Raw genomic sequence first — 12,809 nt, 5'->3', positions numbered from 1 at the left:
CATTACTTTTCACTATTAATTTAATATATAGTATTTCTTATAAAAATGTTATATCCTAAAATTAGCTTTTTATTTTCTAATTTATCAAAATAAACAGAAGTTAAAGAAGTAAAAAAATATTAAGTTATAAGCTTTTAATGAAATGGAATATAGAATATAAGTTTATGTTGATTATAAGTAATTTAGCAATAGTCCTTGTTTTTTTAGTTGTTAAATGTTAATAGTAAAACATGGCTGATAATAATATTTTTATAGAAATAGAATCATTTTTTTTGCAAATTGGTGGTTCTCTATATAGAAAAAAAGCCTTTCAAAGATTTGAAAGGCTTTTTTTGGATGATGAATATGTGATATTCTTAAAGAGAAGTTAATGGTTTTTACATGGTAACTTCAACTTCACTTTCAACGATAATACTTTTTGTAGCTTCTTTTTTACTAGCCTTTTTATTGGCAGTTTTCCAGTTCATGTTTTTACTGTAAGTATATATAGTGTTATCAGTAAGTGGATCCATAATCATTAAATAAATCCATTCATTATCTAATAAACTTTTAATTTTTTCGTTTCTTTCAAGAATATTAATAACCCTATCTAGTGGAGCATGAATAACAACTGATAATCTCAGTGGCTGGTGATGCATTTCAGAATCTGATTGCATTAAGGATTGTAGGGGTAGCCCCATTTTAATATCACCACCATTACCTTGTACTACTCCAAATTTTCCAGTGATATTATGAGTGATTTTAGTTCCTCCACCAAAAACATTGTTATCAACAGTTGAAAAATAATAGTGATTGTTAATCCATTGTGTTACTACCATAGCTCCTTGCATAATACCTTCTAAGGCTTTACCTGTTTTATCTGATTCCCAGTTATAAGAGTGTAAAAAACATCTTCCGCCTAAGTTGTGGTTTTGGGTTAAGCTTCTTGGTCCTACAATAAATCCAGCATTTTTAGCCAACCCCCATTCAGGTCTAGTTTCCCCCCAGTTGTTTGCTTTTTTATGAGCAAATTTTACACTATTATTAGCTATGCCTAATCTTTCCTGAGTAGCTGTTTCTTGTGCCTTTTTTAAATCTATTTTTAAGTTTTGTAATTCATTTTTATGAGATGCTGGAACTTCCGAGTCGAATAATACAATTTCATCTGTTGTTGTATTGTGTTCGCTTCCTATAAAAATAGTGTTATCAGGAATGTTAAAATGATGATGATCTTTTAGAGCCTCTCTCACTTCTTTTAGGTTTGCCAATTTTGCAAGCATTCTGGCATTATGTCTACCTGGACTTGCTGCACAAGCTCCACAATCTAAACTTGAGCCAAATGGATTGTTTGCTGAATGACTTCCATGACCGACAAAAAGTACTATGGGAGCGAATTTTTGCCACCCCATCAAATCAAAAGCAGACTTTACAATAGATACTTTTTCTGCTAAAGGAATATCAAGATCTAGATGATCTGTACTGCAAGTCTTTTTAATTTCTGGTTCACACAATGTTTCGTGAGTAGTTGTTTGCTCTTTATTTACCTTGTAAAGTTGGCTTGGTAATAGGGTTCTTGCAGTTAATGATATTCCATAAAATAATCCAGATCCTTCTACATATCCAAAAGCAGAAGGTAACATGTTTTTCATTCTTTTTAAGAAGTAGTCTTTAAATTTAAGAGTCTCCTTATGTTGCTTGTATTTAATTACTTTTTCAGAATGATTTGCTTTTGGTTTTTCTGAAACATGATAAGCAGAATTGACAATAGGAGGGCAAGATTTTTTAGTTAGGCCATTATTCATATCTTCATAATCCATGGCGATTCCAAAAAAACCGGCATATCCAAAAGTTTCATATTGTCCTTTGTTTTCAATATGTCTCCTTATTAATTCTGATCTGGTATCTATACAAAAAACCATTTGAGCTTCTAAGCTGTTTGTTGTTTCATCATCAGAATCTTGTAAAGCTGTTTGTTGTCCCTCTAAAAGTAATTTGAGTTCATTTTGCCAACTTTTTTCCCATGCTTTTAACCAAATATATTGTATTTTGGAAATAGAGGATGGAGTTGTTATTCCTTCGTTTTTAGGGAAAATGCTTGCCTTTATTTTTTTTGCAATCCATAATCTTACTGCCAAATAATCATTAAGTGATATTGGGTATTCTTCTTGCCATTTAGATTCAGAAGAAATTCTATAGTTTATGTATCCAGTCCATCCAGGTAAGGCAGCTAAGTGAAAAGTGAATATTTTTATGTAATCCTCTTCTTCATAATCTTTTAAGACTATTTCAAGAGCTTCGTTACTGGTTTTTGGAATGTCTGCAATAGTTGTTTTAGGGATTTCGTTATCATATATAGCAAGTTTTCTCCATGCTTTATAAAACCCTTCTTGTCTATTAGGCATTTCCCACTCAGCCAAGCCTTCGTCCATAAAAGCAGCTAGCCACTTTGCTGTGATGTTGTCTAAAACATTATGATTATTAATTTTTGCATTCTTTTTATATAATGCCATTTGTTCTAAATATTCCTCTGGAGTATCTAGCAATTGATTTTCTTTAAGTAATGCTATTAATTCTTTTCTATCAATATATTTCTTTTGTAAGGCCTCGCTAAATATTGCTGCTTCAGGAAATACTTTAGCATTCAAGAGTTTTTCGGCTTGTTTGGTAGCCTCTTTAAAGGATTTTTGCTCATAGCCTGATAATGGATTGGACGTAACAAAAGCATGTAAGGGCCATGTTTTTCCAATAACTTGAGAAGCTTCTTCTATACTTTTTTGAATGATTTGATTTATCATGATGATTACGATTTATACATTAAGACAGTTTTTTTATTGGGCTGAGAGATGTTTAGCAATTTAGCATAGATCCAAGGATGGTTTCTGTAAATACCTAATTTCATGATAAAGAACCCTATTAGAAATATGATCCCAAAAGTTATTTCTATTGGAGATACCGATAGAGGTACAGCAACTAGAGGCATATCACTCATTAATGTTGTTACTCCATTATACATTAAAGCATAGGCTACCATTCCTGAGATAAACAAAACCGGTGGTAAAACAGTTTTTTGAAAAACACTTAAGCTAGGCTCTTTTACAATATTATAAGTCACCTGCCCAACAGTAATAGCTACAATAAGAGTTAAAAACAAACCACTATTTAAATGAATGCCTTTTCCTGTTAAATAACCAAAAAGAAATGTTCCTACAGCGCTATAAAGAAGAACTACAATAATTTGTAATGGCTTAATTGTTATGTTTGATTGATTTTGTGGTTTAGAATGTGCTATATTTTCTCCGGATGATAAGAACAGATAAGCTTTATAAAAACCATGTAGGATTAAATGAACTACAGCTGCATTAAAAAAACCTAAACCACATTGCATAATCATAAAGCCCATTTGTGCGATGGTTGAACAGGCTAATTTTTGTTTTACATTGACTTGTAAAAGTTTAGTAAATTGAGCTATAACAGCAGTTAATCCTCCAATTATAAATAAGATGATTAAGGTGTTTGAAGCAAATAAAATAGGAGATAATAAAGTCAATAATATTCCAGATCCGTTTACAAATCCTGCATGCATTAAGGCTGATGCTGGTGTTGGTGCTGTCATTGCAGAAAGTAACCAACGATGAAAAGGATATATAGCTGACTGGATGATGGCTGCAGTAATAATACAAAGTCCAGATATTAGGGTAATGTAATAAGGTATTTCGTTCACTTTTGAAATTATACCATTTAAGGTAATTTCCTTGGTATAAAAAGCTAATAATATCAATCCTATAGATAAAAATAGACTACCTGTTAAAAAATATTTTAGTGTGTATTTTAAAGCTTCTTTAGCTTCTCCCCATGAAGCATTTATACCAATCAATTTAGACATAAAGAAACCCATCAACATCCAAAAAACTATTAATCCCCCTATGTGGTTTGCCATAACAAATACCATAATAGACAAGGTGAATCCTAAACTTAATGCTATAAATTTAGAATGATACTTAAAGCCTTTAAGATAATTTTTTCCATAGCTGCTTATGAGTGCACTAAAAAATGTTACAACTGTCCAAATAAGTAGGGTAAAACCATTTATTCTTAAAACATTTCCGTAGTGCCATTCAGGAATATTTGGATAATTAATTAGTAGGTAGGAAAGCATACCTATAAACAATAGCCACTGAATTTTTGTGATAATGTTTAAGGTAGTTTCGAACTGTGTATGTTTTGAAATCATTATTTTAGGTTTAATAATATTTAATATATTGACTTACTTGTGTATTAGCTATTGTTGTTTTTAGCTTTAAAAAGACTGTTCTGATATGAAATAAAATATAAGAGGGGAATAGGTATCTTTTGTAGATTTACTCTTCTATACTTATTTCAATAGTGCCATTTATACTCATATTACAGTTAAGGTTTTCAGATTTTGTAATAAATGTTTTGGCAATTTCTTTTTCTTTAATCAGTTGGTTTATTCTATTGTCTAAATTGTTAGTGTCAAATTGATGGTTTTGTTCCCATTTTTGAAGTCTTTGAATTTTATGAAAATTAATTTTTTCATCAATTAAAGACATGATTACTTGAGATGCTTCAGATGGAGTAAAATCTCCTTTTACTATTTGAATTTTTTGTGTTTTTTTTTCAACTTGTATTAATCCTTTTGTTTCCATTGTAAGTTTTTAAAGATTATGTTTTTAATTCTCATGCAAATATTAAACATATAGTTCATAAATTTTTATTTATATTTGTTATTATATGTATAAAAAATATTTATGAATTATACTTTGCATCAACTTCAAATATTTTTGAAAATATCTGAATTAAAGAGCATTACTAAGGCTTCAGAAGAACTTCATCTGACCCAACCAGCCGTATCTATACAGTTAAAAAATTTTCAAGACCAATTTCCAATTCCACTTACAGAAGTGGTAGGTAGAAAACTTTATGTTACAGAGTTTGGAAAAGAAATTGCTGTGGCTGCTGAGAAGATTTTAAATGAAGTTCATGCAATTAATTATAAAACTTTGTCTTATCAAGGAGTGCTTTCTGGAAGGTTAAAAATATCAATTGTTTCTACTGGAAAGTACGTGATGCCTTATTTTTTATCGGAGTTTATGAAACAGAATTCTGGGGTAGAACTTATTATTGATGTAACCAATAAAGCTAAAGTTATAGAAAGCTTGGAGTTAAATGAAGTTGATTTTGCACTGGTTTCTGTACTACCAAGTAAATTAAAAGTTCATAATGTTGAACTGATGAAAAATAAGCTTTATTTTGTTGGAAGCAAACAGCTAGACATAAAGAAGTTTAAAAATAAAAAAAGTCTGTTTGAAAATGCACCGTTAATTTATCGTGAACAAGGTTCAGCAACTAGAAATGCTATGGAAGATTTTATTGCTAAAAATAATTTTTTAGTAAATAAAAAAATTAAACTTACTTCAAATGAGGCAGTGAAACAGGCCGTTCTTTCAGGATTAGGCTGTTCTATAATGCCTTTGATTGGAGTAAAAAATAGTATAAAAAACAAAGATTTACAAATCATTCCAGTTAAGGGTTTACCTATTGTTACAAATTGGAACTTAATTTGGTTGAAATCAAAAAAACTATCACCAGTTGCTCAGGCTTACTTAAATTTTATAAACGATAAAAAGAAAGTTATTATCAATGAAAAATTTTCTTGGATTGATGATTACTAAATAAAAATTAGAAGAACCATTCTATATATTTTCTAGCAATAATTTTAAGGTTTGAGGTATGTTAGTGTTTTAAATAAGAATATAAATAGTTGTTTTATCAAGTAAATAATTCCTGATTTTTGGGCTAAAAAACAACACTGTTACTTTTTATTTATGTACAATTATTCCAGATTTAACTTGGTAGCCTTTCTCTATAATTTTATAAATAAACATACTACCCTTATTGCCTAAATCGTTATAAGTAATCTCTATTGATTGATTTTCTGAAACAGAATTTATATTTTTCTGAAATACAGTTTGGCCAAGTAAATTATAAATAACAATTTTTATGTTTGAATGACTCATTGTTTTTAGTGCTACTGTAAATTTATCATTAAAAGGGTTAGGGTATACTGTAGCTATATTATTAGTCTCAAGCTTATTATTTGATAAGAATGAAGGTTCTATTAGGTTTATTTGAGCATCAATCCAATCTATTCTACCATCAATCCAACTTTTTAAATAGTTTACCTCGTTTGCGTATGTATTACCAACATAATTGTTAGGCCAAACATAAGTGCTTAAAATATCAAACTTATCAAAATTTCTTGTTTGAGGTACTTGTAAAATATCATGATAAGAATCAATAATATTATTTATAGTATTTTTGTTTAGTACATTTTTTCTAAGAGCTTCCCATCGGTATTTTAATACTGTTTCAAAATAAGGGTCTTCTCTAAATCTATCCCACCAAAACGGAATTTCATACCAATCTCCATTGCCAATTCCATCAGAAGCCCATCCATTATTGTCTCCTCCTCCAAAAAAGTTTGCATTTCCAAAACAGAGGTTGTAATCCCAAAAAGGAGTCATAGTAAGTTTACCTCCTTTACTATCTTTATCTTTATGAAAAAATACACTTACTCTGTAGCCATCTATATCTCTGGCTAATTCGGTAATTATAAAATAATCTACAAACGATTCTACATCAATATAAGCCCTATATCCTAGGTTTGGATCTTTAAAGTTATTTCCATTTAATGAGTATTCGAAATCTGTTATATAATCTTTTATATAATTTCGTTGCTGGGTTGTTAAATCTTCATAATCTGGATCTACATAAGAAAAGGGGATGTCTACACTTCCTGTTCTTCCTAAGAAAGGTGAGTTCCAACTGCCTTCTTGGTCTCTATCAATACTAATGATATAACCACCAGTTAATTCATCTCCAGAGTTGTCTTCGGGTTTTAAATTAGCTATATTAACACGATTCTTATCTCTTTTAATTTTTTCAACAAAAAGGTAAATTCCATTATATTCTCCATTAATTTCAACTTCAACAAATTGAGTTCTTGGATGCCAGCCATTTCCCATGGCATTTCCAATGCTATATGCTAAAGCATTTCTCATTAAAGATTTATCTGAGTATGGACCATGTAATACCCAGTCGTTTTCAGATGGCATTCCCAAAATTGAGACATTATTGTTAGATCCATCGCTTAATCTGGTTTCAAGTGAATAACTTTTTTTTTGGAATCCTTGGGATGTGTTACCTCTTATTTCTATACCAATATCTCCATCGTATTCGTATTGTGTATCACTAAAATTGTTGATGCCGTTAGAGTTATTTATTATTTGCATTTTAGCCATAATTTTAGGTTCATCAACAATGGTTTTTCCTTCGGTATTTATTTTTATAATTGGTAAGTTTGATGATGTATAACTTATAGGTTGTTTAAACCATGATGGTATTTTGTTGAAAATAATATTGCTATCTGATATTTCGGCATTTAGAAATATTCTTGCAGATAAATCAGATGAATTTTTATCGATATTTAAAATATGTATAGCAAGGATATTAGACTCTGTATTTAATAAGTTTATATCAACGGTAAAATAATCTGGTTGCCCTCCAGAATATAATTGAGCTTCATGATCTATGGAAATATTTTCATTTATACTCGGGGTTCCATTTGGAATATTTTTAGACCTTCCAATCTCAACTCCGTTTAAATAAGCTACAAAAGCATCGTCATAATCGATGTTAAAAATTAAATTGTTTATTTTTACTGTGTTCGATATTGTGAATTCTTTACGTAAAAAGATAGATTTTATTGAAGGAATTATAGTGGTGTCATCATTATCTCCATATCCAAATCCACCAAATCCAGCCTCCCAACTTGAATCATCATAGTTTAATGATTTCCAATTTTCAGTTGGTTCTATCGTTGGTAAAAAATATTTAAACTCGTCGGTTTCGTTTATTATATTTTCCCAATGATTTTGACAATATAGATGTGTAAATGAAAAGATAGTAATTAGTAATGTTTTGATTTTAAGCATTTTATTGTTTTAGTTTGGTTTATGCTCAAATATTTAGAGTTGTGTATACAAACTTAATCTGAAATATAAATATAGGTTATTTTTTACTATATTATGTTTAAAACAATAATTGTTGTTTGTTTTAACAAAACCAAAGAAACAAGATTTGGCGACTTAGTAAATATATACAAAACTTTGGAGTAGCACAGAACCCCTATGAAGTTTAGTCTTTGTTGTGTTTCGCAGTAATATCTTCAGCTATTTTATCTAATTCTCTTTTGTTAGGATACCACAACCACATTCCAATAATTCCTAAGAATAATAACATAAACGTATTACTGATTTTTTCCTTTTTTTCAGAGATTATTATTTTCCATTCATACCATAATAATATTGCTATTATTGTATAAGAGATAATTGATATAATTTTATCTATACTATATTCATTGTTAATTGTTTCAAAAAAATCGTGTGTTGTTATTAATATAACTAGATAAGAAATTTGAATTATCGTTGCTATAATTAATAAAATTTTCAGTCTTTTAAAATCTTGGAGAATTTGTTTTTTCATTTTCAGTAGTCATTTAATAGTTTTAGTTTCTAATAAATCGGATTTTAGGATAGTAAAATATTTCTTTGTTTTTATGAATTTTATAAGTATTTATTAATATTAATAAAATATTTAAACCGTACATGATTATTAAGAATATTAAAATTCTAATTTGACTAGATATTATAAAACTAGGTGTTAACATACCGTTTGAACCAAAATCTTTAGCAAGAAAAATTACGTTTATAATAAATCCAGTAAAGACTATTAATGTCCATGTTATTTCAAAGTTTATTATGTCTTTTCCTATTTTATTGATGTTTTTTAATTTGTCTTTTTTTGAAGTCCACATTATCAATGGAACTATTATTCCTAGTAAAGGGAAAAATATAAATGTTAATGCAGATAAATTCATTGCTTTTAAAAAACCGTTATCTTCAATTTCAGCCCAGTCGATTAATTCATCGGGAGTAATATTTAAAGCATTAGATATTTTTTTAAGTGAATCTCCTGTTGGTTCACTTTCTCCATTCTCAATTCTTTGAATAGTTCTTAAACTCAAGTTTGAATTTTCAGATAATTCTTCTTGTGATATACCTTTTCTTTTTCTTAAATCTTTTACTTTTTTGGCTAAATTCTTGTTTTTCATTGTCTTTATTTTATTCAATTATTTTAGATAAAATTAAATTGAATTCAATATTTTGATAGCGTCAAGGTTATGTCATCTTTACGTCATCCTTGACTATTCCTAGGCTTTGTGCGGGAAGAAAATCGCCAAGATTTTCGAACACGTACTAAGCCGAAGCTTTTTGTTTGGTTTTGTTTCTTTTGATTTCACAAAGCCAAATCAACAAGATTTGGCGACCTAGTCAATATACACAAAACTTTGAGAAAGCACAGAAACCCGCATGAAGTTTAGCCGGTGTTAGCACCTGGTTAATTTGTTTGTCCTATTTTGATTTTTTTATTTGGAATAGTTGAAATAGCACATTCTTTAATTTTTAAATTAAGAAAACTAGATTCAACATGTATCCATCCATAATAATCTTTCTCGTTTTTTTTAAATTTTACAGCAAGATAATAATCTCCGATATTTTCAAAATTATTTTTATTGTTTTTTACATATATATATGCTCCTGGTCGGTCGAAGTAATAAACCCCTTCTAGATTATAGAAATTAAAATTAAAAGTTGATTCAACAATTGATTCTCCTAATTGATATTTTTTAACATACCCATTAGTTTTGTCACTCAATGAAACTTCATGGTTCAAGCTTGGGCAACGAATTATAATTAAGAACTCATCATAATCGTTTTCATTAGGACTTGCAAAATTATGCTCTACAGTAAATGAGAAATCTGGTTTGTTATTTCCATCCATATCAAAAATATCTGTTGTATATGCTTGACGGTAGATTGTATCAGAGTTAATGATTTTTATTCCACCTCCATATGTTGTAGAAAAATTAGGACTAGGATTTTTTTTAAGGTAGTCTATTGAATAAAAAGTGGTTAAGGAGATGTCAGGAGAAATATCTCTATATAATATCTCTGGATATATTAATTTATCCTCTTCGCAGGAGGATAAAACTACTAGTAGAGTTAATATTAATAGTTTTATAAGATTTTTCATGTTTTTTATCTCTTTTTTTTACTTGGTGCTAACGTTTTAGTGCTTATGCTTAGTTGCGTTGTTTTTTGGTTAAAGTTAATTAATAAAAACTAAAATTGGCTGTGAACGAGTTTTTTCCAAAGGAAAAAACGGTTAAGCAATTAAGTATACACATTGTTACCATACGTTTATTGCTCAATATTGATTCTTAATTTAGATTTCAGTAAATCAGAAATACTTTTTTGAGTTTTTTCAGTCAAATTCATATGATTTACTGAATGTTTTTTCTCGTTCTTTTCATTCAGAATTATTTCATTTGTTTTCAATTCAATATTTTTAATTCTTTCAATTGCAATGGATTTTTTCCGAGAACCATTTTCAAAACTCAATACATTCTTTTTAATTTCAATAATTCCACTTGGAACAAATAAAAAACTTAATATTAATAAGAGAATTCCAGTCATAAAGAGTAAACTCCACAAAATCCTTTCAGATTCTAGGTATTTTAAGGCTAAAATTCCTCCAACAGTCAATAATATTCCAAAAATAAAAGGAACTGTTTTGTAATAATCGTCATTGTTTGTTGGTATTCTTAGTTGATTAATGTTTCCACCTCTTTTGTACTTTACTCTTTGGTAAATATTCCAAATTAATACTGCAATCCATAGAACGGGAAAATATTCTCTAATTGGGTCAATTGTTTCCCTCACAAATTCTACTTGAAAGAGTAAGACAATTCCAATTAACAATAATGTTCCTAAATAGGGATTTTGCTTTTTCATCTAAATGTATGGTAACGGTTTTGGCTAGGCTTTGTGCGGGAAGAAAATCGGTAAGATTTTCGAACACGTACTAAGCCGAAGCTTTTTGTTTGGTTTTGTTTCTTTGATTTCACAAAGCCAAATCAACAAGATTTGGCGACCTAGTAAATATACACAAAACTTTGAGAAAGCACAGAACCCGCATGAAGTTTAGCCGGTGTTGGCAGTTGGGTATTGTTAGAATCTATATCCAATTGTAATACCAAAATTCCCATATTTACTTGTTGCTTTTGGAAAAAAATCATTACTATTAAAATAATTAACCCAATCTTTTTTTGATGGTTGTCCAAATGGAGTAACACCTTTAGTTTCATTATCTATGAATTGATTTTCATCAAAGAAATCATACATCATAATTAAAGGAGAATAATAAATTTTAAAGACAAACCCTTTAGTTAGTTTGTCAAATCTATATCCAATCGAAGGAACAAAATATATCGCTTCATCAGAATAATTTTTTTCCGAATTACCAATTGGTATAAATTTAAAAGTCAATCCTTGAATATAAGATAAACCTAATCCACCCTCCAAATGATGTTTCCCTTTTCCTGTTAGGACGTTAAATCCAAATGGAATTGCTAAATATTGTGTGTCTTCTAAAGGTACATAACCAAAACCTAACCTTGTATTAAGTGAATAATTATTCTTTTCAAAAATCTCAAACTCTCCATTTAAACTATATGTCCCTGAATTACCTCCAAGTTCTATAGTTGTCACTATTTTATTGAGATTTCCCTCTTGTGAGAACCCCATTAATATATTTAATATGAGAAAACATTTTGTTAAAATTATCTTCGTTTTCATTTTTTGTTTTATCTGTTATAAATGTTTGTTTCTTAATCAATTTTAATCAAATATTTACTTAATTATTGATGATGTTTTTGAATAGAGTAATTGTTATTTTCCTTACTGCCAACGTTTTTGGCTAGGCTTTGTGCGGGAAGAAAATCGGTAAGATTTTCGAACACGCAACTAAGCCGAAGCTTTTTGTTTGGTTTTGTTTCTTTGGTTTTAACTAAGCCAAATCAACAAGATTTGGCAACTTAGTAAATATACACAAAACTTTGATAAAGCACAGAACCCGCATTAATTTTAGCCGGTGTTGTACAATGTTTAGTTATATTTTAATATTGCTGTACTAATAGAGTTTAAAACTAGCTTTTTAAGTTGTGAATTTTCCGTTTTTGTTTCTTTTAATTTTGATGCAATTTCATTCAAATTTATTGTATCACTTATTGGATTCTGAAGTTGATTCAACAGATATTCTAAAATTTCCTTTTCCACGGGAACATAGTTTAAAAAAGAAATAAATTTTTCAGGATTTGTCTCGAGTATTTTAAAGATTAATTCATTAGTAAACTCAGAGTATTCAATGTTAATGGAGCAATTTGGGTCAATATTGGAGAAAAAAGTAGAATATTCATTGTCACTTAGTTTAGAATTAATTTCAATTAAAGAGTCAATTTTCAAAAGAGTTTTTATGTTACAACTTGACTTTTCAGTGACTTTTATTTTGGCACTATTGTCATTGTTAATAGCTGTTTGGATTTCAAAATAAAGAGAGTCTGAAACTTTCATTATATTTTCTAATTTCTTTGAGTTTTTATTTAAGTCTTTTAATTCTGTTTTTAAAGACTCGGCAACTTTAGTATTTTGTTTACTATCTTCACATGAAAAGAGAAAAATAAAAATACTAAAAGATAGAAATTGCTTCATAATATTGTACAACGGTTTTAGCTAGGAAACGAAGCGTTAAACTAGCCGATTAGTTTTCAGACTTAAAACTACATAAAATAAACAGAAAACCAATTTAGGGAAGAAAATAAAAAAGCTTTGTTTTTTAGCTGTTGTTAG

Annotated in this window: 10 protein-coding genes; 1 reads left to right on the top strand and 9 read right to left on the bottom strand. The window is 28.9% G+C overall.

Annotated elements, in window-relative coordinates; all coding sequences use genetic code 11:
* Window positions 1–377: 377 nt before the first annotated feature.
* The 3 genes from BUB70_RS05140 to BUB70_RS05130 all read right to left on the bottom strand — a co-directional run bounded on the left by BUB70_RS05140 (window position 378) and on the right by BUB70_RS05130 (window position 4,646).
* Entirely contained in the window at window positions 378–2,774 is a 2,397-nt protein-coding gene (locus tag BUB70_RS05140) for a DUF2309 domain-containing protein (RefSeq protein ID WP_073119010.1), read from the bottom strand.
* Window positions 2,775–2,779: 5 nt separating this feature from the next.
* Window positions 2,780–4,210: a proton-conducting transporter transmembrane domain-containing protein gene (locus BUB70_RS05135; protein ID WP_084730186.1), complete on the bottom strand. Its 1,431-nt coding sequence runs from the start codon at window positions 4,208–4,210 to the stop codon at window positions 2,780–2,782.
* Between the two features lie 127 nt (window positions 4,211–4,337).
* Entirely contained in the window at window positions 4,338–4,646 is a 309-nt protein-coding gene (locus BUB70_RS05130; RefSeq protein WP_073119005.1) for a hypothetical protein, read from the bottom strand.
* Window positions 4,647–4,748: 102 nt separating this feature from the next.
* Between BUB70_RS05130 and BUB70_RS05125 the strand changes: the two genes are divergently transcribed.
* Window positions 4,749–5,672 carry a LysR family transcriptional regulator gene (locus tag BUB70_RS05125; protein ID WP_073119003.1) on the top strand — a complete coding sequence of 308 codons (924 nt, stop codon included), beginning with the start codon at window positions 4,749–4,751 and terminating at the stop codon, window positions 5,670–5,672.
* A gap of 147 nt (window positions 5,673–5,819) precedes the next feature.
* Here the strand turns inward: BUB70_RS05125 and BUB70_RS05120 are convergent, their stop codons facing one another.
* The 6 genes from BUB70_RS05120 to BUB70_RS05090 form a co-directional block, all read right to left on the bottom strand.
* The gene (locus tag BUB70_RS05120; protein ID WP_073119001.1) at window positions 5,820–7,994 is read right to left on the bottom strand and encodes a CotH kinase family protein; all 2,175 of its coding nucleotides are present in this window, start codon (window positions 7,992–7,994) and stop codon (window positions 5,820–5,822) included.
* Between the two features lie 572 nt (window positions 7,995–8,566).
* Window positions 8,567–9,172 (bottom strand): helix-turn-helix domain-containing protein, encoded by a 606-nt coding sequence (locus BUB70_RS05110; protein ID WP_073118998.1) that lies wholly within the window; start codon window positions 9,170–9,172, stop codon window positions 8,567–8,569.
* 287 nt (window positions 9,173–9,459) lie between these two features.
* Complete coding sequence (locus tag BUB70_RS05105; RefSeq protein WP_073118995.1) at window positions 9,460–10,155, bottom strand: hypothetical protein; 696 nt, start codon at window positions 10,153–10,155, stop codon at window positions 9,460–9,462.
* 167 nt (window positions 10,156–10,322) lie between these two features.
* Window positions 10,323–10,916, bottom strand: coding sequence for a hypothetical protein (locus BUB70_RS05100; RefSeq protein WP_073118993.1), 594 nt, complete (start codon window positions 10,914–10,916; stop codon window positions 10,323–10,325).
* Between the two features lie 216 nt (window positions 10,917–11,132).
* Window positions 11,133–11,672, bottom strand: coding sequence for a hypothetical protein (locus BUB70_RS05095; protein ID WP_143155249.1), 540 nt, complete (start codon window positions 11,670–11,672; stop codon window positions 11,133–11,135).
* 396 nt (window positions 11,673–12,068) lie between these two features.
* Window positions 12,069–12,671: a hypothetical protein gene (locus BUB70_RS05090; RefSeq protein ID WP_073118989.1), complete on the bottom strand. Its 603-nt coding sequence runs from the start codon at window positions 12,669–12,671 to the stop codon at window positions 12,069–12,071.
* Window positions 12,672–12,809 lie beyond the last annotated feature (138 nt).

This window comes from Wenyingzhuangia marina, assembly GCF_900130035.1.
Lineage (GTDB): Bacteria > Bacteroidota > Bacteroidia > Flavobacteriales > Flavobacteriaceae > Wenyingzhuangia > Wenyingzhuangia marina.
Note: the sequence above shows the minus strand (reverse complement) of the source record. Positions and strands in the feature narration are given on the sequence as shown.